Annotated in this window: 17 protein-coding genes and 1 other RNA gene; 8 read left to right on the top strand and 10 right to left on the bottom strand. The window is 72.0% G+C overall.

Annotated elements, in window-relative coordinates:
* Positions 1-30: 30 nt before the first annotated feature.
* Positions 31-3,153 (bottom strand): response regulator, encoded by a 3,123-nt coding sequence (locus tag WMF28_RS29240; protein ID WP_437596621.1) that lies wholly within the window; start codon positions 3,151-3,153, stop codon positions 31-33.
* Positions 3,154-3,358: 205 nt separating this feature from the next.
* A complete protein-coding gene (locus tag WMF28_RS29245; protein ID WP_437596622.1) occupies positions 3,359-4,483 on the bottom strand; it encodes a 6-phosphofructokinase in 1,125 nt (374 codons plus the stop codon).
* Between the two features lie 325 nt (positions 4,484-4,808).
* Here WMF28_RS29245 and WMF28_RS29250 point away from each other — a divergent pair, with 325 nt between their 5' ends.
* Positions 4,809-6,053: a lysylphosphatidylglycerol synthase transmembrane domain-containing protein gene (locus WMF28_RS29250; RefSeq protein WP_437596623.1), complete on the top strand. Its 1,245-nt coding sequence runs from the start codon at positions 4,809-4,811 to the stop codon at positions 6,051-6,053.
* A 47-nt stretch (positions 6,054-6,100) separates the two neighbouring features.
* Here the strand turns inward: WMF28_RS29250 and WMF28_RS29255 are convergent, their stop codons facing one another.
* A complete protein-coding gene (locus WMF28_RS29255; RefSeq protein WP_437596624.1) occupies positions 6,101-7,585 on the bottom strand; it encodes a Do family serine endopeptidase in 1,485 nt (494 codons plus the stop codon).
* A 315-nt stretch (positions 7,586-7,900) separates the two neighbouring features.
* On the opposite strand from WMF28_RS29255, the gene proC reads away from it, so the two are divergent.
* Both proC and rnpB read left to right on the top strand, forming a co-directional pair.
* On the top strand, positions 7,901-8,758 hold the full coding sequence (gene proC / locus WMF28_RS29260) for a pyrroline-5-carboxylate reductase (protein ID WP_437596625.1): 858 nt from the start codon (positions 7,901-7,903) through the stop codon (positions 8,756-8,758).
* A 74-nt stretch (positions 8,759-8,832) separates the two neighbouring features.
* An RNA gene (gene rnpB / locus WMF28_RS29265) (RNase P RNA component class A) lies at positions 8,833-9,252 on the top strand.
* A 66-nt stretch (positions 9,253-9,318) separates the two neighbouring features.
* On the opposite strand, the gene WMF28_RS29270 is transcribed toward rnpB, so the two are convergent.
* A complete protein-coding gene (locus tag WMF28_RS29270; RefSeq protein ID WP_437596626.1) occupies positions 9,319-10,170 on the bottom strand; it encodes a sigma-70 family RNA polymerase sigma factor in 852 nt (283 codons plus the stop codon).
* A 425-nt stretch (positions 10,171-10,595) separates the two neighbouring features.
* Positions 10,596-10,919, bottom strand: coding sequence for an iron-sulfur cluster insertion protein ErpA (erpA, locus tag WMF28_RS29275; protein WP_437478668.1), 324 nt, complete (start codon positions 10,917-10,919; stop codon positions 10,596-10,598).
* A 395-nt stretch (positions 10,920-11,314) separates the two neighbouring features.
* On the opposite strand from erpA, the gene metH reads away from it, so the two are divergent.
* Entirely contained in the window at positions 11,315-15,070 is a 3,756-nt protein-coding gene (gene metH, locus WMF28_RS29280; RefSeq protein ID WP_437596627.1) for a methionine synthase, read from the top strand.
* An 80-nt stretch (positions 15,071-15,150) separates the two neighbouring features.
* A complete protein-coding gene (locus WMF28_RS29285; protein ID WP_437596628.1) occupies positions 15,151-15,957 on the top strand; it encodes a class I SAM-dependent methyltransferase in 807 nt (268 codons plus the stop codon).
* A 172-nt stretch (positions 15,958-16,129) separates the two neighbouring features.
* Here the strand turns inward: WMF28_RS29285 and WMF28_RS29290 are convergent, their stop codons facing one another.
* The gene (locus WMF28_RS29290) at positions 16,130-16,834 is read right to left on the bottom strand and encodes a glutathione S-transferase family protein (RefSeq protein ID WP_437596629.1); all 705 of its coding nucleotides are present in this window, start codon (positions 16,832-16,834) and stop codon (positions 16,130-16,132) included.
* Between the two features lie 170 nt (positions 16,835-17,004).
* Positions 17,005-17,832, bottom strand: coding sequence for a DUF3025 domain-containing protein (locus tag WMF28_RS29295; RefSeq protein WP_437596630.1), 828 nt, complete (start codon positions 17,830-17,832; stop codon positions 17,005-17,007).
* A gap of 113 nt (positions 17,833-17,945) precedes the next feature.
* On the opposite strand from WMF28_RS29295, the gene allB reads away from it, so the two are divergent.
* Positions 17,946-19,301 (top strand): allantoinase AllB, encoded by a 1,356-nt coding sequence (allB, locus tag WMF28_RS29300; protein ID WP_437596631.1) that lies wholly within the window; start codon positions 17,946-17,948, stop codon positions 19,299-19,301.
* Positions 19,280-20,833, top strand: a complete 1,554-nt coding sequence (locus WMF28_RS29305; protein ID WP_437596632.1) for an allantoicase — start codon at positions 19,280-19,282, stop codon at positions 20,831-20,833. Before allB ends, WMF28_RS29305 begins: the two co-directional genes overlap by 22 nt.
* A 91-nt stretch (positions 20,834-20,924) precedes the next feature.
* On the opposite strand, the gene WMF28_RS29310 is transcribed toward WMF28_RS29305, so the two are convergent.
* A complete protein-coding gene (locus WMF28_RS29310; protein WP_437596633.1) occupies positions 20,925-21,374 on the bottom strand; it encodes a CHRD domain-containing protein in 450 nt (149 codons plus the stop codon).
* A 317-nt stretch (positions 21,375-21,691) separates the two neighbouring features.
* On the opposite strand from WMF28_RS29310, the gene WMF28_RS29315 reads away from it, so the two are divergent.
* Positions 21,692-22,360, top strand: a complete 669-nt coding sequence (locus WMF28_RS29315) for a TetR/AcrR family transcriptional regulator (RefSeq protein ID WP_437596634.1) — start codon at positions 21,692-21,694, stop codon at positions 22,358-22,360.
* Between the two features lie 234 nt (positions 22,361-22,594).
* On the opposite strand, the gene WMF28_RS29320 is transcribed toward WMF28_RS29315, so the two are convergent.
* Both WMF28_RS29320 and uraH read right to left on the bottom strand, forming a co-directional pair.
* Positions 22,595-23,767, bottom strand: coding sequence for a formylglycine-generating enzyme family protein (locus WMF28_RS29320; RefSeq protein WP_437596635.1), 1,173 nt, complete (start codon positions 23,765-23,767; stop codon positions 22,595-22,597).
* Between the two features lie 282 nt (positions 23,768-24,049).
* Positions 24,050-24,391, bottom strand: coding sequence for a hydroxyisourate hydrolase (gene uraH, locus WMF28_RS29325; RefSeq protein ID WP_437596636.1), 342 nt, complete (start codon positions 24,389-24,391; stop codon positions 24,050-24,052).
* Positions 24,392-24,403: the final 12 nt, after the last annotated feature.

Raw genomic sequence — 24,403 nt, forward strand, 5'->3', positions numbered from 1 at the left:
CCCCGCGCCCCGCCGGCGAGCGCCGCCGGCTCACTCGATCGACAGCGCGTCACCCTGATCGATCTGCGACAGCGCCGAGGCGAGCGCCTCCCGCGCGCGCTCCAGCGAGGCGCGGTCCTCGCCCCACTTCGAGCGCGCCTTCTGGAGTCGGGCACGCTCGACGGCGAGCTGCTCGGCGAGCTGCTCGCCCTGCGTCCTCAACGTGTCGCGCTCCTCGGTCCGGTCCGAGAGCTGGGCGCCGAGCTCGCGCTCCCGCTGCTCGGCCTCGGTGAGCCGGCCCTGGAGCGCCTCGACGGCGCGCGCCCGCTCGGCGAGCTCCCCCAGCAGGCGATCGCGCTCCTCGACGCGGGCGGACAGCTCGCCCGTGCGCTGCTCCAGCTGCTGCTCGAGGTCGCGTGAGCGGGCCTCGAGGTGCGCCACCTGGTTGCGCGCCTGCCCGAGCTCGGTGGAGAGCCCGCGGGCGATCTCGTCCAGCTCGTGTTTCTGCGCCGTCCAGGCGGCCTCGCGCTCGGCGATCTCGGCCTGATGTGCGCCGCGGAGGTCGGCGAGCGCCTGCGCGTGCGCCGCCTCGATCTGCGCCTGCCGGTCGGCGGCGCGCGCCTCGATCTCGGACACCCGGGCCGCATGCGCCTGCTCGGCGGCGCGAACGGCCTGCTCGCGCTCCTCGATGAGCTCGCGCTCTCGGGCTGCGAGCCGCGCCGCGAAGTCCTCTCGCGTCGCCTCGAGCGCCCGCGCGTGCTCGTCCGCCTGTCCCTCGATGGCGCGGGCGTGCTCGGCTCGCAGGCTGAGCAGCGCGGCCGCGTGCTCGCGGTCGCCCCGCTCCACGTCCTCCGCATGCTCGCGCCGCAGCGCCTCGACGGCGGTCGCGTGGTCGCCCCGCAGCGCCTCCAGCGCGGCGGCGTGCTCGGCCTGCTGCCGCTCGACGGCGGCGACCTGCTCGGCGCGCACCACCTGCAGCGCGGCCGCGTGCTCCGCGTTGATCCGCTCGACGCCGGCGGCGTGCTCGACGCGCGCCGCGTCCAGCCCGGCGGCGTGCTCGGCGCGCGCCGCGTCCAGCGCGTCGGCGTGCTCCCGGTCGCGCCGCTCCGTCTCGCCCGCGTGCTCGCGCCGGAGCGCATCGACGGCGGCCTCGTGCTCGCCCTGCGATGTCTCGACCGCCGCGGCGTGCTCCGCCCTCAGCCGGTCCAGCGCCGCGGCGTGCTCCGCCCTCACGCCGTCCACGGCCGCGGCGTGCTCCGCCCTCACCCGCTCGATCGCCGCAGCATGCTCGGCGGCCTGCTTGTCGGTGGCCGCGGCGTGCTCGCCGGCCAGCCTGTCGGCGGCGGCGCGTTGCTCGGCGGCCTGCTGCTCCACGCGGGCGGCGTGCTCGGCGTTCAGCCTCTCGACCTCCGTCCGATGCGCCGCCGTCGCCTGCTCGAAGCGCTCCCGCTCCGCCTGCGCGCTCTCCTCGATCTCGCGCCGCGCCGACGCTTCGACGGCGGCGATCGCCTGCGCCCTCTCGTCCGCCGCGGAGCGCAGCGCCTCGGTGTGCGCGGCCTCGACGCTCATCAGGGCCTGCCGGGCCGCCGAGACCTCCGCGTCGCGGGCGACGACCTGCGCCTGCATCTTCTCGGCGCGCGCCTTGAAGTCGTCGGCGCGCTTCGCCGCGAGCTCCTTGTCGGCGCGCAGCGACGCGAGCTGCCCGTCGAGGTCCTCGCTCGCACGCTCGAGCTCCAGGATCCTGTCGACCTGATCGGCCTTCTCCCGATCGAGCGACAGCGATTGATCCCTGAGCTCCAGGAGCTCCTTGTCCTTGCGCGACATCTGGTCGCGGAGCGCGAGGATCTCCTTGTCCTTCTTGTTCAGCGCCTCGCGCAGATCGAGGAACTCGCGGCTCGACACGCCGCCGGGCCTGGAGCCGCTGCCGCCGGCCGCGAGCTTCGCCTTGACCTCGTCGAGCTCGCGCCGCAGGCGGACCGCCTCCTGGCTGCCGTCGTTCGCCGTGGAAATCTCGCCCTCGAGGCGGAGCGACGTGGCGCGCGCAGCGGCCACCTCCTTGGTGAGGCGGACGATCTCGCTCTTGGACCTGTCCACCTCGGCGCGCAGGCGCTCGATCTCGCCCGCGTCGACGTCGGAGCGATGCGGCGCTGGCGGCGCCGGGGTCAGCCGTCCGCGCTCGGAGACCGGGGCGCGGTAGGCGCCCCCGCGCTCGGAGACAGGAGCGCGGTAGGCAGCCACCGGCGACGAGCTCACCGGCGGGGGCACCGAGGCTGGCAGGGGCGTGCCGGTGGACGTCGGCGTCCGCGTCGACGGCACGACCGAGGGCGTCCGCGTCGACGGCGTCCGCGTCGACGGCGCGACCGAGGGCCTGACGTCGGTCAGCTCCTCCTCTTCGTCGCGGATCAACCGGGTGAACGCGCCGCCGATGAACTCCTCGATGTCCTCATCCGACTTGCGGGAATCCGACCTCACGACGGCGGCCTGAGGAGGCTTCGTCGGTCCTGGCGCCCGCACACGCTCCTGGGCGGACGGCGACGGCGGCGCGGCGGACGGCGGCCTCGGCACAGCCGACGGCGGCCTCGGCGCGACGGACGGCGGCCTCGGCGCGACGGACGGCGGCCTCGGCGCGACGGACGGCGGCCTCGGCGCGACGGACGGCGCCGGCGGCGCGACGCTCGCAGACGTGCCGTTCGAGCCCACCGCCGCGGTGATGATCGTGGGATCCCCGGAGTCCTCGTCGATGTCGGCCTCGAGCACCTCGGCCTCATCGATCATGATCGGATCGGCCTCCGCGTCGTCGCCGTCGAGCGGGACATGGTTGCGGATGTGCTCGAGGAGCTCGCCGAACGCGATCGGCTTGTGGATGTAGTCCTCGGCGCGCGTCCTGAGCTTTCGGTGCTGCTCGAACGTCTCCTCGCTCGACTCGCTCGACATGATGACGAGCGGGACGTCCTTGAGCTGCATGTCCTTCTTGAGCTTGTTGCAGACCGAGAAGCCGTTCATGCGCGGCAGCTCGATCGACAGCAGGATGAGGTCGGGGCGATCGGCCGCGGCGGCCTGCAGGCCGACGTTGCCATCATCGACGACCTGAACGGTGCAGCCGAGGCGGCCCAGTTCCGTGCGGAGCTCCCCGGCAAACGCCGGATCACTCTCAAATACGAGGACTTTCGTCATGTTCCGGGGTGTGCGCGGGTTCGGAGGGGAACCCAAGATATCGGCCCCCTTCGACGAGTGTCAAACACGAGGCTGGTCGCCATGCTCAGGCCGCCCGGCCGGCGGCGCGCCGCGCGAATGAGACCCGGTGGAAGGCGAGCCTGGACAATCCGCCACGGCTCCTGCCGGGCCGACGGCCGACAGCGGCACACCCGCGCGCCCGGGATCAGGAGGCGGCGAAATGGCCGGACGGCTCGTCGCCGAAGCACAGGCCTATCTCACGGGCCGTGACGACCGTGTCCGAATCGAGCGGCACCGTCTTCGTCTTGCCGGCCACGTCGTCGAGGGAGACCAGCTCGATCCGGTTCCCCCGCAGCGCGACCATCCCGCTCCCGCAGTCCTCGACGAGGAAGCGCATCGCGGACGCGCCGAAGCGGAGCCCGAGCAAGCGGTCCGCCGTCGTGGGTCCGCCGCCGCGCAGCAAGTGGCCGAGCACCATCGAGCGCGCTTCCTTGCCCGTGCGGGTGGCGAGCTCCTTGGCGACGCGCTCCGCCACGCCCCCGAGGACGGGGGTGCGGCGGAAGGCGTCGCCCGCGTCCTTGATGACGAGCTCTCCCCCCTGCGAGCACGCCCCCTCCGCCGCCACCACGATGGAGAAGCGCCGCCCGCGCGACTCCCGGAGGCGGATCTTCTCGGCGATCGGCTCGTACTGGAACGGGATCTCCGGCATCAGGATGACGTCGGCGCCCCCGGCGATCCCGGCGTTGAGCGCGATCCAGCCTGCGTGCCGCCCCATCACCTCCACGACCATGATCCGCTCGTGCGCCTCGGTCGTGGTGTGGAGCCGATCGAGCGCCTCGGTCGCGATGGAAACGGCCGTGTCGAAGCCGAACGTGACGTCGGTGCAGCAGACGTCGTTGTCGATCGTCTTCGGCACGCCGATGACGAGGGGCAGCCCGCGCTCGAGGAGCTGGTGCGCGATCCGCATCGAGCCGTCGCCGCCCACCGCAATGAGCGCGTCGAACCCGAGCGCGCGGAACCGCCGCACGAGATCCTCGGACCGATCCCGCGGCACGAGCCCGTGCTCGCCCGGCATCGGATAGTGGAACGGATCGCCGCGGTTCACGGTACCCAGGATGGTGCCCCCGAGGTGCGCGATGCCCCGCACCCGCTCGCGGTCCAGCCGGATGAGCCCGTCCGGAGAGTCTTCGAGCAGCCCGCGGTAGCCCTGCCGGATCCCCCAGACCTCCCAGCCGCGCTCGATCGCGGCGAGCGTGGCCGCGCGGATCACAGCGTTGAGCCCGGGCGCATCGCCGCCTCCGGTATTGATAGCGATCTTACGTGCCGCCATGAGACGGCCAGCATCGCGAGCCCTCCTCGGCGACGCAATAGACAATAGACATCTTCCTCGCCCCGGCCTCGAGAGCCGCGGAACGAGCGTGAGAGCCGCGCTTCGCGGCGACCACGAACGACGGCGCGCGCCGCGCTGGACGAGCGCTGGACAACACAAGAAACGCCCCCGCGAAACGTCGTTCGCACCGGCCACGCGCGTCCTGCGGTCGGGCCGCCCCGGGACGCGTCTGGCGCGCCGGGGCGAAGCGCCGCATGACGGTCGCGAGCGCCGGCGACAGGGTATAGGGCATGCGCAGGCGATCATCCCGGCTGCGCGCCCCCGTATGAACCGCGCCACCCTGATCCGAGGCATCCAGGTCATCGTCACGCTCACGCTCGCGTCGTTCGCTTACGTGCTCTACAGCGAGATCCACGACAAGCAGGCGAGCCTCGCCGCCGGGCTCGCGCACGTGCGGCCGGGCTGGCTGCTCGTCGGCGCCGTGCTGGCGCTGCAAGAAGGCGTGTTCGGAGGCCTCAGGATCTGGGTCCTCGGGCGCGTGCTCTGGCCCGAGCTCCGCGTCCGCACCGCGGTGACCGCGGAGTTCGTGCTGATGTTCTGCGCCGGCGTGACCCCGGGGCAGGCCGGCGCGGCGCCCTCGCAGGCCGCCGTGCTCGTCCACAGCGGCATGCGGCTCGTCGATGTGGCCACGGCGGAGCTGCTCACCGCCTCGTGCACCGTCACGTTCTTCCTTCTCTCGGCCCTGGCCATCTTCGTGCTGCGGCAGAACGGGGCGCTGGTCATGCACGGGGGGGCGCAGATCGAGTGGCTGCTCTTCTTCACCGTGGCCATGTTCGGCTCCGCGCTCGTCGCGCTGATCGTCGCGGCGGCGTACCCGCCGCTCCTCAAGGCGATCGTCCGCGCGCTGTCGGTGCCGCTCGGGGGGCTCCTGCGCGCCGCGCTGCTGGTCGCCCGACGCGTGCCGCGGCTGCGGGCCCGCGCCGACGCCGGGCTCGCCGCGCGCCGCGCCACGACCGCGCGCCTGCTGCGGAGCGTGGACGAGTTCCACGAGGGCTTCCGCGTCTACATGCGCCGCGGCAAGCGCGCCTACGCCGCCGCGCTGCTGCTCACGTTCGGCTTCTTCTGGTCGCGGTTCGCGGTCGCCTACTTCGTCCTGCTCGGGCTCGGCATCCCGACGTCGCCCTCGACCTTCGTCTCGGTGGGCCCGCCGATCGTCCAGGTCGTCCTGACCCAGACGCTGCTCAACTTCGCGCTCTACATGAGCCCCACGCCCGGCGCGAGCGGCGTCGCCGAGCTCGGCTCGAACGCGCTCATGGCGCCCTGGGTCCAGGGCGCGTTCGTGGTGCCGTACATCGTCATCTGGCGGGTGCTCGCCCTGTTCCTCTGCATGTTCGTGGGGGGCATCTATGTCTTCCGCTACCTCGGCGCCGACGTGCTCGAGGAGCGCGTGAAGCGGACGGAGGCGGAGAAGCGCGCGCTCGCGGAGGCGGCGCGCGCCGCGGACGCCTCGCCTGCGAGCGCGCCCGAGGGAGGAGAAGAGACCGCCGGCCGACGGCAAGGCGTGGGGTGATCGGGAAAGACCGGCGCGGACCGGCGCGCGCCGGCCGCGCCGCAGGATCAGCGCGCAGGGATGGGCACGGCCGCGAACTGGACGAGCTTCCCGCGCCGCACCTTGAGGAGCGCCATCGACCCCTCCTTGACCTTGGCGATGACCGCGCGGAGGCCGGCGGTGTCCTTGATGGGGGTGCTGTTCACCTCGACGATCACGTCGCCCACCTGGAGATCCTGGACGTTGCTGCCCGACGCGAACCCGTCGACCCGCACCCCGCCGCCGGGCGCGTCGGAGATCTGGATGCCGAGCTTCTCGGAGCTCTGCTGCCGCTCGGGCCGGGCGCCCTGGCTCGGCCGCGCGCGGCTGGCCGCGTCGCCCTCCTCGTCCTGCAGCGCGTCCAGCTTGGCCCGGAGCTCGTGCCGCTTCTGGGCGCGCACCACGGTCACCTCGATCTCGGAGCCGGGCGCGTTGCGCGCCACGTTGCGCCGAAGCTCCTCGGCGTGGTGGATCGGGACGCCGTTCACGTCCACGATCACGTCGCCCGGCTTGATGCCGGCGCGCGCGGCGGCGCCGCCCGGCTCGACCTCGGCGACGAGCGCCCCGCTGGGCGCGTCGAGCTGGAGCGCCGCGGCGAGCTCGCGCGTGACCGGCTGGAACAGGAGGCCGAGCTTGCCGCGCTCGACGTGCCCCTTCTCGCGGAGCTGCGGGAGCACGTCCTTCAGCGCGTCGACCGGGATCGCGAAGCCGATGCCGTTCGCGCCCGCCCGGATCGCGGTGTTGATGCCGACGACCTCGCCCCGCCAGTTGAACAGCGGCCCGCCGCTGTTGCCCGGGTTGATCGAGGCGTCGGTCTGGATGAAGTCGTCGTACGGCCCCGCGCCGATCGCGCGCGCCTTCGCGCTGACGATGCCGAGCGTGACCGTGTGGCCGAGCCCGAACGGGTTGCCGACCGCCAGCACGTGCTCGCCGACCCGCAGCTGCTCGCTCGTCCCGAGCGGGGCCACGGGCAGGCCGTTCGCGCCCTTCAGACGGAGGAGCGCGAGATCGAGCTTGGGATCGCGCCCGACGACGTCGGCCTCGAACTCCCGCTCGTCGGCGAGCCGCACGCGGACGCCGGACGCGTCGTGGATGACGTGCTCGTTCGTCACCACGTAGCCGCTCGGATCGATGATGAAGCCGGTCCCGAGCGCCGTCTGCGGGGGCCGCGGGCCCCGCGGGTCGAGCCGGCCGCCGCCCTGCGGGCCGAAGAAGTACTCGAAGGGATCGAGCCGCTCGGGACCGCGCGACTCGTGCATCGTCGTGATGTTGACGACCATCGGCCTGACCCGCTCGGACAGCGCCGCGACATCGAAGGTGGCCGGCACCGGCGCCGGCGGAAGCGTCACGGTCGAGACGGGCGGCGGTGCTGCAGCGGGCGGCGACGCGACGGCAGCCTGCGTGGAGGGGGGCGTGGCGTGCGCCTGCTGGCCGCACCCACCGAACGCCAGCGCCGCCATCGAGAGCAGCGCGAGGGCCGAAGCGCGAGAGCGAGAGGAAACCGCTTGAATCATGGAATCTCCGTCGGGCAGTCGAAAGGTCCCGTCCTGCGTTCGGCGAACAGGGAACCGACTGCGTTCATTCCGCCGCACAGATAACGCCACGACGTCCGCTGACAAGGGCGCTCGCGGCGCGCCGGGGGAAGGCGCGCCGGGGGAAGGCGCGCCGGGGGAAGGCGCGCCGGGGGAAGGCGCGCCGGGGGAAGGCGCGCCGCGCGTCCGCCCGCCCGTCCATGGCAGCACGCCGCGCTGGCGGCGACGACCGTCGAGATTTGAGCCGCGGGCTCGGCAGGGCTGCTAGGGTGCGCGCTCCTGGAGGCGAGCATAGCGATGGGGAGCGACGACGGCCGGCTGCGAGGGCGCAAGATCGGGTTTCTTGGCGGCGGGAACATGGCAGAGGCGCTCATCCGAGGCCTGCTCCAGGGGGGCGCCGTGGGCGCGGAGCAGATCCGGGCGAGCGATCTCAAGAGCGAGCGGCTCTCGTTCCTCCACACGCGGTATGGCATCGAGACCACGGAGGACAACGAGGCGCTCTGCCAGTGGGCCGACGTCCTCGTCATCGCCGTCAAGCCGCAGATCGTCGATCGCATCCTCGCCCCCCTCTCGTCGGGGCTGGGCCGCACGGATGTCGTCATCTCGGTGGCGGCCGGCGTGCCGATCGACGCCATCGAGGCCCGCCTGCCGGAGGGCGCGCGCGTCATCCGCAGCATGCCGAACACCGCCGCGATCGCGCTGGCCGGCGCCACGGCGATCTCCGCCGGGAGCCACGCCACGAGCGACGACGTCGAGATCGCGCGGACCCTGTTCCAGGCGGTCGGCCGCGTGGTCGTGCTCGACGAGTCGCTGCTCGACGCGGTGACCGGCCTGTCGGGCAGCGGCCCTGCGTACATCATGCTGATGATCGAGGCGCTGGCCGACGGCGGTGTGAAGGTCGGCCTCGGCCGGGACGTGGCGCTGCTGCTCGCGGCGCAGACGGTGTACGGCGCCGCCAAGCTGCAGCTCGAGACCGGCGAGCACCCCGGCCGCCTGAAGGACATGGTGACGAGCCCCGGCGGCACGGCGATCGCGGGGCTCCACACGCTGGAGGCAGGCGGGCTCCGGCGCACCTTGATCGACGCGGTCGAGGCCGCGTCGAACCGGTCGGCCGAGCTGGGCGCCCAGATGGCGCAGAAGCTCCGCCGCACCTGAGTGAAGGGGCAGCCTCGGGGGCGCCGCGCGGAGGTGTTGGCCTTCGGCCGTCTCTTGACTATCTTCGCCGCGTCGCAGCGGGACAGGCGATCGCCGGCGGCCGGGGAAACCCGGTCGCGGGAGGAAAGTCCGAGCTCCGCAGGGCAGGGTGCCGGGTAACGCCCGGTGAGAGCGATCTCGAGGAAAGTGCCACAGAGAACAGACCGCCGCGCCGCGCGCTCCGCGAGGGGCTCGCCGCGCGGCAAGGGTGAAACGGCGGGGTAAGAGCCCACCGCGCCCTTGGCAACAAGGGCGGCACGGCAAACCCCACCTGGAGCAAGGCCGCGTAGGGAGGCGTCCGCGGCGGCAACCGCCGTCGCGGCAAGGGTTGCCCACCCCAGGCCTCCGGGTTGGCTGCTTGAGGCGCGCGGCAACGCGCGTCCTAGAGGAATGATCGCCGGCGCGAGGGGGGCGACCCCCCGCGCAACAGAACTCGGCTTACGTCCCCTGCGACCACAGAGCCCCGCCTCGGCGGGGCTCCGTGCTTTTGTGCTCGCCCGCCGCTCACCTGTGGCAAATCGCTACGCCGCCAGCGGCTGGAGACGGTCGCGCAGCTTCTTCTTTGCGCGCGCCTCCAGCTGCCGAGCCCGCTCGCGCGACACCCCGAGGCGGCGCCCGATCTCGGCGAGCGACAGCTCCTCCTCCGGATCCGCCATCATCCGGGTCTCGACGATGTACCGCTCGCGCGGGTCGAGGTTCTCGACGGCCTGCGTCAGCCGCTCGCGGAGCAGCGCCCCCTCCTCCGCGCGGGAGAAGCGCTCCTCCTGGTCCTGCTCGTCCGCCGGCAGCGTATCGACCAGCGACCGGGCGCCGTCCTCGAACACCTTCGTGTCGAGCGAGACGTCCCGGGCCTCGAGCCGGTGGGCCATCTCCAGCACCTTCTCCGCGGGCGCGCCGAATTTCTCGGCCAGCAGCCGATCGCCCTCCTCCCCCTCGCCCACGAGGCCCGCGATGCGCGCCCGCTCCCGCCGCAGGCGAAAGAACATCTTCGAGCGGAGCGGGCCCGAGCCCACGCCGACCAGGCTCCAGGAGTGAATGACGTGGTTCAGGATGTACGCCCGGATCCAGTAGGCCGCGTAGGTCACGAAGCGATTTCCACGGTCCGGGTCGTACTTGCGGATCGCGTGGACGATCCCGAAGTTCCCCTCGGCGATGAGATCGGCGAGCGGGATCCCGTAACGCCGGTAGCTGATCGCGATCGAGACAACATGCCTCAGGTTCGCGAGCGCGAGAGCGGCCGCGGCCCGCTCGTCGCCGTGGTCCCGCCACCGTCGAGCGAGCTCGACCTCGTCCTCGCGCGACAGCTCCGGGATCTGCCGAACATGCGTGATGTAGCGCGAAACCGCGCTGGCCTGATCTCGGGACGTTTGCACAGGATTTCCTTCAAGGTCCGAAGACCCCGTTTCGGTTGATGAGGCCGGCCGATGCCGTACCTCGGCTCCTGCTGTCGAGGCCGGCCGACGCCGGGCCTCGATCGCGTTGATCGCTTCGCCGGCACTTGCCGCCGAAGTAGTTGGTTCGAGATACCGAAGAGAGCAGCCCACCCAGGCTGCGATGCAGCTGGCATGCCGCCCCGGGCGGGCAGGTTGTACACCGTGGCTGCGAAGCCATGGCGCACGCCGCTCAGGCTCGCCTGCGCGAGCACTGAGGCAAAAAGGAGGCACGAGAGAGCCGGGAGGGTCTCGATGCTCCGGGCGGAGACGCCCGGGAGCTCGTGTGCATCTCACGTCGGCCGCTCCGCCGAACGACGGAGCGAGCCAGGGCGGACGTGAGGGTCAGCCGGAGTGCGAGCGCGCGCTCAGACGGAGAACGAGGAGCCGCAACCGCAGGTGCTCTTCACCGTCGGGTTGCTGAACTTGAAGCCGGAGCCGTGGAGGCCCTCGACGTAGTCGATCTCGGTTCCGTCGAGGTACTGGTAGCTCAGCGGGTCGATGTAGAGCTTGATGCCCCGGTCCTCGAACTCCTCGTCGAACTCGGTCGGCTTGTCCTCGAAGTACAGGTCGTAGGAGAAGCCTGCGCATCCGCCGCCCACGACGCGCAGGCGCAGCCCCTGCCCCATCAGCTCCTCCGCGGTCGCGATCTCCATCACCTTCTCGGCGGCCTTCTGCGTGATCGTGATCATCCTGAAATCTCCTCTGCGTGCTTTGTCCGGCCGGGGACGGCTGCCCTGCCCGAGGGGGCGCTCGCCCCGCTCGAGGCGAGCCGCGCGGTGAGCCCGGCCGGCCGTGCCCTGGGGTGGGGTGCTCAGGGCTAGCCAAAGATACGCACCTCTAGCGATGTCCGCCAGTGCCTCAGCCGGAACGGGGTACGCGATCGACCCGACGCCGCCCGTCCAGGTGTAGCCGCCATTCGCCCAGGGGCCCGCCCCCTCGTCCCAGGTGAGAGCGCACCAGGTGAGGCCTCGGACCAGAGGAAGACCGCCGCCCTCGCCGACCGCAGGCGGCGCTTGACGCGTGCCCGCAGATCCGCCAGGCTACCATCTCCTTATCCGGATTAGTGGATAGAAAGAGCAGGGCCATGAGCGGAAGCGAACACCCCACGCGCATCGAGGAGATCCTCGACACCCGGATCCTGTGCCTCGACGGCGCGATGGGCACGATGATCCAGCGCTATGGCCTGGGCGAGGCCGACTACCGCGGCGAGCGCTTCCGCGACCACGCGATCGACCTCAAGGGCAACAGCGATCTCCTCGTGCTGACGCGGCCGGACGTCATCGCCGAGATCCACGGCGCGTACCTCGAGGCCGGCGCCGACCTCATCGAGACGAACACCTTCACGGGCACCTCGATCGCCCAGGCCGACTACCGGCTCGAGTCGCTCGCCTACGAGATCAACGTGACCGCGGCCCAGATCGCCCGGAAGGCGGCCGACGCGTGGACGGCGCGCACACCCGGCAAGCCGCGCTTCGTCGCGGGCGCGCTGGGACCGACGCCGAAGACGCTGTCGATCTCGCCGAGCGTGAACGACCCGTCGTTCCGCGCGGTGACCTTCGACGAGCTGCGGCGGGCGTTCGTCGAGCAGGTGCGCGGGCTCGTCGACGGAGGGGCCGACGTGCTCCTCGCGGAGACATTCCTCGACACGCTGAACCTGAAGGCGTGCATCGTCGCGATGGAGGAGGTCTTCGCCGAGAAGGGGCGGCGCCTCCCGATCCTGCTCAGCGTGACGATCACCGACCGGAGCGGCAGGACGCTCTCCGGCCAGACGATCGACGCGTTCTGGACGAGCGTGGAGCACGCGAGCCCGCTCAGCGTCGGCCTCAACTGCGCCCTCGGCGCGAGCGACATGCGGCCATACCTCGCGGATCTCGCGAAGGTCGCCCGGGCGCGGGTGAGCTGCTACCCGAACGCCGGCCTCCCCAACGCGTTCGGCGAGTACGACGAGCTGCCGGAGACGACGTCGCGGCTGCTCGCGGAGTTCGCGGAGAGCGGCCTCGTGAACATCGTCGGCGGCTGCTGCGGGACGACGCCGGACCACATCCGCGCGATCGCCCGGGCGACGGCCGAGCTCAGGCCGCGGCCCCTGCCCGCGGAGCGCGACGGCTTCGGGCGCTTCAGCGGCCTGGAGACGCTCGTCATCCGGCCCGACACGAACTTCATGATGATCGGCGAGCGGACCAACGTGACGGGCTCGGCCCGGTTCATGGAGCTCATCAAGAAGGGCGACTTCACGACCGCGCTGGAGGTGGCGCTCGACCAGGTGCGCGGCGGGGCGAACATCCTCGACGTGAACATGGACGAGGGCATGCTCGACTCCGAGCAGGCGATGACGACGTTCCTGAACCTCATCGCCACCGAGCCCGAGATCGCCCGCATCCCGATCATGATCGACAGCTCGAAGTGGTCGGTCATCGAGGCGGGGCTCAAGTGCATCCAGGGCAAGGGGATCGTCAACTCGATCAGCCTCAAGGAGGGGCCGGAGGACTTCCTCAAGAAGGCGCGCGTCGTCCGGCGCTACGGGACCGGGGTCGTGGTGATGGCCTTCGACGAGCTCGGCCAGGCCGAGACGGTGGAGCGGAAGGTCGCGATCTGCCAGCGCGCGTACAGGCTGCTCATCGAGGAGGCCGGCTTCGATTCGCAGGACATCATCTTCGACCCGAACATCCTCGCGATCGCGACAGGCATCGAGGAGCACAACGAGTTCGCCAAGAACTTCATCGAGGCGACGCGGATCATCAAGGCGACCTGCCCGGGGGCGCGCGTGAGCGGCGGCGTGTCGAACCTGTCGTTCTCGTTCCGCGGGAACAACGCGGTCCGCGAGGCGATGCACTCCGCCTTCCTGTACCACGCGATCCGGGCGGGCATGGACATGGGCATCGTGAACGCGGGGCAGCTCGCGGTCTACGAGGACATCCCGAAGGACCTGCTCGAGCGGGTGGAGGACGTCCTCTTCAACCGGCGCCCGGACGCGACCGAGCGGCTCGTCGATTTCGCCGAGCAGGTGAAGGGCAAGGGGAAGAAGAAGGAGCTCGACCTCGCCTGGCGCGAGGCGCCGGTCGAGCAGCGGCTGTCGCACGCGCTCGTGAAGGGGCTCGTCGACTTCATCGAGGCGGACGTGGAGGAGGCGCGCAAGAAGTACGAAAAGCCGCTCTCCATCATCGAGGGGCCGCTGATGGACGGGATGAAGATCGTCGGCGAGCTGTTCGGCGCCGGGAAGATGTTCCTCCCGCAGGTGGTGAAGAGCGCCCGGGTGATGAAGCGGGCCGTCGCGTACCTCATGCCGTTCATGGAGGCCGAGAAGGCCGCGGGCGAGTCGTCGTATCAGGGGAAGATCGTGATGGCGACCGTGAAGGGCGACGTGCACGACATCGGCAAGAACATCGTGGGCGTGGTGCTCGGGTGCAACAACTACGAGGTGGTCGACCTCGGCGTGATGGTGCACCAGGACAGGATCCTGGAGGCCGCGCTGAACGAGAAGGCCGACATGATCGGGCTGAGCGGGCTGATCACGCCGTCGCTCGACGAGATGGTCAGCGTGGCGCGCGAGATGGAGCGGCGGGGCATCCGGCTGCCGCTGCTCATCGGCGGGGCGACGACGAGCCGGCAGCACACGGCGGTGAAGATCGCGCCGGAGCTCGGCGGGACCGTGGTGCACGTGCTCGACGCGTCGCGGGCCGTGGGCGTGGTGTCGAGCCTGCTCGACGCGGCGAAGCGCCGGGCGTTCGACGCGCAGAACCGGGAGGAGCAGGCCCGGCTGCGCGAGCTGTTCGCGAGGAAGCGGGCGAAGCCGCTCGTGACGCTCGCCGCGGCGGACGAGGGGCGGCTCAAGATCGCGTGGCGGCCCGAGGACATCGCGGCGCCGTCGTTCACCGGGCGGCGCGTGGTGGACGACATCTCGCTCTCCGAGATCGCGCGGTACATCGACTGGACGTTCTTCTTCACCGCCTGGGAGCTCAGGGGCCCGTTCCCGCAGATCCTGGAGCACCCGCAGTACGGCGAGGCGGCGCGCGAGCTGTTCGAGCACGCGCAGAAGGTGCTGCAGCGGATCATCGACGGCGCGCTGCTCGAGGCGCGGGGCGTCTACGGGTTCTGGCCGGCGAGCGGCGAGCAGCGGGACATCGTGCTCTACGGGGACGCGGCGCGCTCGCGGGAGCTCCTCCGGTTCAACATGCTCAGGCAGCAGCAGGTGAAGGCCGCGGGCGGCGCCGAGGAGGACGGCGAGAAGGCCTCTTTCGGGGCGAAGCCGCACCTGTCGCTCGCCGATTTCGTGGCGCCGAGGGAGAGCGGGCTCGCCGATCACGTCGGCGCGTTCGCGGTGACGGCGGGGATCGGGCTCGATGAGATCGTGCGCGCGTACGAGCAGGACAAGGACGACTACAGCGCGATCATCGCGAAGGCGCTCGCGGACCGGCTCGCTGAGGCGTTCGCGGAGCTGCTCCACCAGCGGGCGCGGAGGGACTGGGGCTACGGCGCGGGAGAGGCGCTGACCAACGACGCCCTCATCGAGGAGAAATACCGGGGTATCCGGCCGGCGTTCGGGTATCCGGCGTGCCCGGATCACACCGAGAAACGCAAGCTGTTCGCGCTGCTCGACGCGCCCTCGGTCGGCATCGAGCTGACCGAGACCTGCGCGATGATGCCGGCGGCGAGCGTGAGCGGCATCTACCTGGCGCACCCCGAGGCGCGGTATTTCATGGTGGGGCGCCTCGGCAGGGATCAGGTCGCCGACTACGCGAAGCGCAAGGGGATGACGCTCGAAGAGGCGGAACGGTGGCTGTCGCCGAACCTGGGGTATGAGCCGGGGGCGCTCGAGACAGGCGCCAGGAAGGCTTCATGACGGCAGGCGTCGGAGCCTGCAGGGGACGACCGTCACGGCCGCGCGAGGCGGCACGGCTCGGGCCGTGATAGACGGCGTCCATGCCCGAAGCCGAATGGTTCGACATGAACCGCGCCGCCTGGAACACGCGCACCCGCGTGCACCTGGCCTCCAAGTTCTACGATCTGACCTCCTTCCGGGCCGGCGCGAGCTCGCTCAAGCCGATCGAGCTCGATCAGGTCGGCGACGTGCGCGGCAAGTCTCTCCTCCACCTCCAGTGCCACTTCGGTCAGGACACGCTGTCCTGGGCGCGCCTGGGCGCGCGCGTGACCGGGCTCGACCTCTCCGACGAGGCCATCCTCGCCGCGCGCGCGCTCGCGGAGGAGCTCTCGCTGGACGCGCGGTTCGTGGAGGCCAACGTCTATGACGCTCCAGCGGCCGTCGGCGGCGAGACCTTCGACATCGTGTTCACATCGTACGGTGTGCTCGGCTGGCTCCCCGACATGACGCGCTGGGCGCGCGCGGCCGCCGCGTGCCTGAAGCCCGGGGGCGTCCTGCACCTCGTCGAGTTCCACCCCGTCGTGTGGACGTTCGACGACGCGTTCGAGCACATCGCCTATCCGTACGACGGGCACGGAGAGCCGATCCCCACCGAGGAGACAGGCACGTACGCCGACCGCGACGCGCCCGTGAGGCTCAAGGAGGTCGGCTGGAACCACGGTATCGGGACGGTCGTGACGGCGCTCCTCGACGCCGGGCTCACGCTGGAGCGGCTCCGGGAGATCGACTGGTCTCCGTACGACATCTTCCCGGACATGGCGGAGGGGCCGCCCGGGCAGTTCCGCATGAGGAGGTTCGGGCGCCGCTTGCCGCTGGTCTATGCGCTCGCGGCGCGGCGGCGGTCCTGAACGGGGTTCGCCGGCTCGCGATTGGCGTTCGACCCCCGTGCAGCCTGGCGTTGGGCCTGGTCGCGGGGGGCTCGACCCCCGTACAGCCTGGCCTTGGGCCTGCTCGCGGGGGGGTTCGACCGCCGTACAGGGCTGGGTCTTCTCAGCTCGTCCTGCGTGGGCGAGCGGCCGCTCAGGCCACGAGCGCGTTCAGCGGGCTCTTCCGGCCGAGGCCGCCGTGGAGATCCTGGACGCGGCCGAGCCACGCGAGCAGCGGGTCGTCGCTCTTGAGGAGCGGGGCGGTGGCGATCGACGCGATCCAGAGCAGGAAGCCCGCGACGATGTAGTCCGCATAGCCGGGGTGCGCCCCCGAGAGGAACGGACCGCCGCCCTGTAGCGTCAGTCGAACCGAGTCGAAGCCCGCGCGCGCCGCGTCGATGCGCTCCGCGCGCTCGCTGGCCAGCTCCTCGAGCGTGCGGCCGAACAGCTTCTCCCGGCTCTGCCGGAAATAGGCGCGGTCCCTCTCGAGCGCGTGATCGTGAATGTCCTTCAGGTAGCTCATGAGGAGCGATCTGCCGGCGCTCACGAACAGGCTGGCCTCGACGAAGCGACAGAGCTCGCGCTCCGCCGCCGAGCCGAAGAGGCGCGGCTGGTCCGGATAGGCCTCGTCGAGGTAGTCCGCGATCACCCAGGAGTCGCCGACGGTCTTGCCGTCATCCTCGATGATCGGCACGGTCTTGTGCGCGCCGCCCGCGATCGACGGGATGTCCGTGAGGGCGGTGGGCACGGTCTCGAACGGGAGGCCCTTGTGGGCCAGCGCGTACTTGATACGCCAGCAAAACGGGCTCGGCCTGCGATCGTCGCGCACCTGGAGATCGTAGAGTCGGATGGTCGTCATGGCGGCGGCCATCATCCGGGCGACCCGCTCGCGGGCGCAAGCCTCGCGCACGATCTAGGCGCGGCCGCGCCGCCGGCCGCCTTCCTATACGACCTCGCGCCCCCCAGACCACAGCCGCGCTCCGGGGAACGCCTCCTCGATCGTCGCAACACAGAGCGGCGCTCACCCGCTCAGCACAGGACGCGCTCGTCGACCGGGAGCCGCGCGCTGCGCTCGGGGTGCGCGAAGCTGCCGGGCGACCGCAGCGCATCGCGGAGGCGCGCGTCGGCCAGCGAGACGAGCGCGTCCGGCGTCGCCGGCAGCGGGCCCTCGCACGGGATGGGCTGCACCAGCGCGTGGACCGTCGGACCGGGCCGGAGGAGGCTCTCGTAGAGCGCGTGGCCGAAGACGAGCGCCGCGACCTCGCCCCGCTGCACGGCGTCCCGCACCTCGCCGGCGCAGCGCCCGAGGTCGGAGGCGTCGACGAGCAGGGGCGCCCGGCGTGCGTGCGTGTCGTCGTAGAGCAGCAGCAGCCCACCCTCGTCGAGGAGCGCGAGCCCGTCCAGCTCGCGCGTGCGCGCCGCCGGGAGCGCCTCGGCAGACGGGTCGAGGCGCTCGGCGATCGCCCGGTGCTGGCGCGCGTGGAGCGCCGCCTTGGCGCGCGGGAACGCGGCCCACACGAGCATGTTGAGGAAGTCGTGCCAGTTCCTCGGACGCGTGGGCACGCAGCCCTCGACATGGATGCGCGCGTCGTAGAGCGCCGAGAGGTCCAGCGGCCCGTGCCGCCCGCGGCGCCGCGGCCTCGGCGGCTGCTCCACGAAGCGGACGGGGAAGCCCTCGCCGAGCGCCCGGTTGTAGTCCTCGACCGGTGGCCAGTCGACGCACCCCGCGAACGCCTCGGCCCGCGGGCGGATCGGCCAGTAGAGACGGCTCTTCTCGTGGAAGAGCGGCTCCCAGGGGACGGGGCCGCGCCCCGGTGCGCCGCCCTGGCGCGGCGCAGCTCGGCCATCGGCGCTCACGCCGGCAGCGTAGGAGCAGGACGGCGAGAGCTCAAGCCGCGACGGAGCGCCGCCTGGGCGGGCCGCCCGGCGCCTCGGCGGGCCGCTCGGCGCCGTGGTATCGTCGCATCCCGATGACGCCGGACCTCATCGTTCGCGGGCTGCGGGTGGTCACCGGAGGCGTCGTGCGGCCGGCCTCGGTGCACATCCTGGGCGGCACGATCGTCGCCGTCGCCGGACATGACGAGGTGCCGGAGGGCTGCCCCGTCGTGGACGCGCAGGACGCGGTGGTGATGCCCGGCCTGGTCGATGCGCACGTGCACATCAACGAGCCCGGACGGACCGAGTGGGAAGGGTTCGAGACGGCGACGCGCGCCGCGGCCGCGGGCGGCGTCACGTCGCTCGTCGATATGCCCCTCAACAGCATCCCGCCGACGACCACGGTCGCGCACCTCGAGGACAAGGCGCGCGCGGCGGAGGGCCGGTGCCTCGTCGACGTGGGCTTCTGGGGCGGCGCCGTCCCGGGCAACGCGGGAGAGCTGATTCCGCTGCTCGAGGCCGGCGCGCTCGGCTTCAAGTGCTTCATGGTCGACTCCGGCGTGGCGGAGTTCGGCCACGTCGCCGAGGCGGATCTGCGGGCTGCGCTCGAGGTGCTCGCGGGCACGGGGGCGCCGCTGCTCGTCCACGCCGAGCTCCCCGGCCCCATCGACGCGGCGCGCGCGGCGCTCGCCGGCCTCGATCCGCGGACGTACGCCGCCTACCTGCGCTCGCGGCCGCGCGAGGCGGAGGACGAGGCGATCGCCCTGCTCGCGGCGCTCTGCCAGGCGACGGGCGCGGCCGCGCACGTGGTCCACCTCTCGTCGGCGACGGCGCTCGGCATCCTGAGGCGGGCGCGCGACGGCGGCGCCGCGCTGTCCGCGGAGACGACGCCGCACTACCTGCACTTCGCCGCCGAGGAGATCCCGGACGGCGCGACGCCCTTCAAGTGCGCTCCGCCGATCCGGGAGCGGGAGAACCGCGAGGAGCTCTGGGCCGCGCTCCAGGGCGGGCTCATCGATCTCGTCGTCTCCGACCACTCCCCGTGCACGCCCGAGCTCAAGCGGATCGAGGCCGGCGATTTCGACGCCGCCTGGGGCGGGATCTCGAGCCTGCAGCTCGGCCTCTCGATCGTGTGGACCGACGCCCGCCGCCGGGGCATCCCGCTCGAGCGGCTCGCGGACTGGCTGTGCCGAGGGCCGGCGCGGCTCGCCGGGCTGCGCCGCAAAGGGGAGATCCGGCGAGGGTTCGACGCGGATCTCGTGATCTGGGATCCCGAGGCGACGTTCCGGGTCGAGCCGCCGCTCCTCCAGCACCGGCACAAGGTGACGCCGTACGCCGGGGAGGAGCTCCACGGGGTCGTTCAGGCCACCTACCTTCGCGGCGAGAAGGTGTTTTTTCGCGGGAGCTTCTCCGGGGAGGCGAGGGGACGATGGCTGAAGAGAGAGGGGTGACGGCGCCGGCGTTCACGGAGGCGCTCGATCTCGCCTCGGAGCGCCTGGGCGGCGCGGTGATCTCGGCGAACGACGAGTTCTTCGCGCCGAAGGAGAACCTGCTCAAGGCCGGAAGACCGGTGTTCCTGGAGCACGAGTACACAGATCGCGGGAAGTGGATGGATGGCTGGGAGACGCGCCGGCGCCGGACTCCCGGGTTCGACTGGTGCCTCGTCCGGCTGGGGCTGCCCGGGATCATCCGCGGGGTCGTCATCGATACGGCGTTCTTCCGGGGCAACTACCCCGAGCACTGCTCCATCGAGGCGTGCGCGGCGCGGCCGGATACGCGGGTGGAGGAGCTGCTGAATCCGCGGACCCACTGGGTCGAGATCCTGACGCGCTCGGCGCTCGCCGGCGACGCGCAGAACGCGTTTGCGGTGAGCTGCCCCTCTCGGCTCACGCACCTCCGCCTGAACATCTATCCGGACGGCGGGGTGGCGCGGCTCCGGGTGCACGGCGATGCCGTCCCCGACTGGCGCCGGCTCGACCGGCCGGGCGCGGAGCTCGACCTCGGGGCCGCGGAGAACGGCGCCCGCGTGCTCTCGTGCAGCGACATGTTCTTCGGGGTGCGCCACAACCTCATCCTGCCCGGCCGGGCGGCGAACATGGGAGAGGGCTGGGAGACGCGCCGCCGGCGGGGGCCCGGGTACGACTGGGCGCTCGTGGCGCTCGCGGCCCAGGGCGAGATCCGCCGGATCGAGGTCGACACGAACCATTTCAAGGGCAATTACCCCGACAGCTGCATGATCGAGGGGATCGACGCGGCGGGGCGCCCCGTGGAAGAGCTCGCCGGCGCGGGCGACTGGCGGGAGATCGTGCCGCAGACGAAGCTCCAGGCGCACACGCGCCACCTCTTCGAGGAGGAGCTCCGCGCGGCGGGGCCGTTCACGCACGTCCGCCTGAACATCTATCCTGACGGCGGCGTGAGCCGGCTCCGCATCTTCGGAAAGGCGACCCGGAGCGGGGCGGCGGAGCAGCGGCTCCGCTGGCTCGACGCGCTCACCGAACGGGAGGCGGAGGCGGAGCTCCGCGCGGCGTGCGGGGCGTCGTCGTGGGCGTCGCAGATGGCGGCGGCGCGGCCGTTCCGCGACGAGGAGGCGCTGCTCGCGACGGCGTCGGCGGTGTTCGCGCGGCTCGGTCCGGAGGACTGGCTCGAGGCGTTCCGCGCGCACCCCCGCATCGGGGAGACCTGGCCGCAGGCGGAGGCCGCGGAGGCGAGCGCGACGGCGAGGCGATTCTCGAGCCAGGAACAGGCGGGGATGAACGCCGCGGCCGAGGAGCTGCGGGAGGCGCTCGCGCAGTACAACCTCGCTTACGACGAGAAGTTCGGGTTCATCTACATCGTCTGCGCCACCGGGAAGAGCGCGGACGAGATGCTGGAGATGCTGCGCGAGCGGATCGAGCACACGCCGGAGGAGGAGCTGCACATCGCGGCGGAAGAGCAGCGGAAGATCACGGAGATCCGGCTGAGGAAGCTGCTGCGGGGCGGGTAGATCCGGGGAGGCACGGCCCCCGGGGAGGGAGCTCTTCATCGGCACAGCGCCTGTCCGGGCTGCCGGGGTGACCGGGCTCCTGGCGAGGCGTTCAGCGCGAGAGCTGGCCTCGCAAGGCGCCGTCGGGGAAATCGGCGGTGCGGACGGCGACGTAATACCGCTCCGGTGCGGTGAGCAGCGCGCTCATGTCGTCGCGGGCCGCGCTGACGCAGCCGCTGGAGCTGCCGCCCGTCGGCGGCATCAGCGTGATGACACCGCGGCCCGCGTGGCCGGCCCGGCCCTCGTGGACGCGCGCCGCGACCGCCGGCGCGATGCCGGCGACCGTGAGGTCGAAGCAGACCTCGCCCCGGACGAGATCGAACGTGAGACGGGCCGTGCCGCTCCCCCTGGGATCGCCGGGACCGGGCACCTCGTCCTGCCCGGTCAGCGCGGCTGTGAGCGGGCAGGCCGGGCGCTCAGGCAACGCCGCGGGCAACGCCGCGCGCGAGAGCGCCGTCGCGAGGAGGACGGCGCCCAGAGCGGACATCGTGAGATGCTGCATGTCTCCCTCCTGCACATCCCAGGGATGCGCCATGCAAGGGCGCCACAAGGAGCAAAGACGACGCCGGGCCCGCGCGCCGCGCGACGCACGCCCGGCACGTCGCGCGGCGGCGCCCGGCGAGGGCTGCGACGGACACGCTTCCTCCCCGGGTCGCGTCGGGCAAGCCGAAGAGAGGACGCCAGCGGAACAAGAGCGCAGCAAGAGTGTAACGAGAGCGCGGCAAGAGCGTAACGAGAGCGGCCCAATGCATGAACCGGAGTCGCCGCTTCTGCCGAGATTGAACCCGGATCGACGGAAGCGTAGGGTGTCCGCCTCTCATGATCTCGACCCGAAAGCCGTCCCGCGCCGCGACGTCCCGGCGCGTCGAGGGCAAGCCGCCCCGCCAGCGGCTCGACCTCGACGCGCGCCGCGCGCAGCTGCTCGCGCTCGGGCTCGAGCTCTTCAGCCAGCGAGCCTACGACGACGTATCCATCGACGAGGTGGCGCAGGCCGCAGGCATCTCGAAAGGGCTTCTTTACCACTATTTTCCCACCAAGCGCGATTTCTATATCGACGTCCTGCGTGAAGCGGCGCGCGAGCTCGTCGAGCGGTCGCTGGACGTCGACGACGTGCCGGAGCCGGAGCGGCTGCGCACCGGGCTGGACGCCTATCTGGCGTATGTCGAGCGACAGGGGATCTCCTACGCAGCCATCTTCCGGGGCGGCATCGGCTCGGACGCCGAGGTGCTGGCGATCATCGAGGAGACCCGCAGCCGGTTCCTCGACAAGCTGCTCGCCGATGCGCCGGTGGCCGAGCGGCCCCCGGCGCTCCGGGTGGCGCTCCGCGGGTGGATCGGGTTCGTGGAGGCGACCAGCCTCGACTGGATCGAGCGCCACGAGCTCGACCGGGCGTCGCTGCGCGATCTGCTCGCCGATCTGCTGCCCGAGGTGGTGAGGCTGGCGCTGCTGCACGCGGGCGGACAGGGCGCGGCCGGGGGTCAGGGTTGACGGCGAGTCCGCCTTCTGCCAGGAGACGAGCGCGCGCGACGCGCGCGGAGAGCACGGCGGAGGACCACGATGAGCACAGAGAACCCGAAGATCGAAGACGACTGGACCATGCCCAAGCTCATCGCGCTTGCAGCCGCGACGCTCACCGTGGCCTTCACGGTCATCTATCTCATCTCCCCCTGACCGCGGCGCCTCACGGCGCCGGTCAGCGTGGCTCACGAAGCGCGGCCGGCGCTACAGCGGCCTTGCGCAGCGGACGCCGAGCGCGTCCGTGAGATCGGCCGGGTCCCAGCTCTCCCGAAGGGGAGTGGAGATGTCCTCCGCTTCGGGCTGCCACCAGCTGCCGCCGCGGATCACCCGCGTGGAGCCGCCCTCGACCTTCGCGCAATCGGAGCACCGAGCGAGGTACGGCCCATGGAAATCCAGGGTCCACTCCCACAGGTTCCCCGCGAGGTCGGCCTGCCCCCACCGGCCATCGCCTCTCGGCGATTTCGAGCCGACAACCGCGCTGCCCGCCGCGTCGTACACGGCGTACGTCGCGTTGGGAAACGCGTTGCCCCACGGATACTCCCGTTGCTCGCCCCCGCCGGCAGACGCATGGTTCCACTCCGCTTCCGTCGGGAGCCGCCCGCCATCCCAGGCGCAGAACGCGAACGCAACGAACCAGCTCACACAGCTGATCGGCCTGGCCTCGTTGTCGCCCGTGTCGTCAGTCCACGTGTGCAATCCCGGCTTGCACTTCAATGCCTCCCTCAGCTCGGCCTGGGTCGCCGGCAAACGGGAGCCCCACCCGTCGTCCCAGCCGCTTCGCGGGATCGTCGGGTGAGCTCCGGCGCCGCCGGCAGGTCGGCTCTCGGGATACGCCTCGACGAAGCTGCGGAACCGTCCGACCGTGACCTCGTACCGGTCCAAGCGAAGATCGCTCACCTCCGCAGGATAGGCCTCGTCGTTGCTCCGGTCGTACCTGCCGCCCGGAACGCGTGGGCTCGCGCAGCAAGGCTGGTTCCGCTCCGGACCGCAGGCCTCGCCTGCTCCGGGCGAGCCGCCCTGGCAGCTCCGCGGCACGACGCACGCGCCCGCGCCGCACCACCCAGCGCAGCCGACAGGTCGCCACTGCCCGTCTCCGCCGCACGCCTCCAGGAGATCGCCGGCGCACCGCGCCTCCGCGGGAGAACACGCCACGGGGCTCCCCCCGCCGCTGCCAGCCGCCTCGCCACCGCTGCCAGCCCCGCCGCCGCCCGCCTCGCCACCGCTGCCAGCGCCGCCGCCGCCGCCCGCCTCGCCGCCGCGACCGCCTCCCGCAGCGGCGGATCCACCTGCTCCACCGGCGGCGCCATCCCCTCCCGTGGCGCCTGGACCGACGAAGCGCCGCTCCTCCGGCGCACACCCGGGCGAGGGCGCAACCATCGCGACGACGAGCAAGCCAGCACCGCGCCGACGATCCCGCGCTTCACCTGAGCGAGTTCGTAGAGAGCCCACCGTTTCCCCTCCAGCTGCCCCAATACCGAGCAGCGTCCATCGTATCATGCGCTCCATCGCCGTGCGTCACGCCGGGGCCGCCGCCGCCGCGGACCCCTCGATCGCATCCGCATCAGGCGCGACCAGCGCACGCGCTCCAGCGCGCGACGCTCGAGCGCCCATGCTCCGTCGCGCCGCCCGCGGGAGCGCGCTCAGCTCTCAGCTTCCGCCTCAGCTTCCGCGGTACGTGGTGTAACCGTAAGGGCTGAGCAGCAGCGGCACGTGATGGTGCTGCGCCGGGTCCCGGATCTCGAAGAGGATCGACACGGTGGGGTAGAAGCTCTCGACCCCGAGCGCCGCGTGATAGGCGCCGGTGTGAAAGGTGAGCCTGTAGGTGCCCTCGAGCGGCCGCTCGCCGGGCGGGAGCAGGCCTCTCTGCCGGCCGTCGTCGTCGGTCGGGCCCCGGCCGACCTCCCGGTAACCGCCGCCGTCGCCGACCTCCAGCACCACCAGCACGCCGCTCGCCGGGCAGCCTCGCGACGTGTCCAGGACGTGCGTCGTGATCGCGCTCATCGGTTCTCCTCG

Source organism: Sorangium sp. So ce590 (genome assembly GCF_051521365.1).
GTDB lineage: Bacteria > Myxococcota_A > Polyangia > Polyangiales > Polyangiaceae > Sorangium.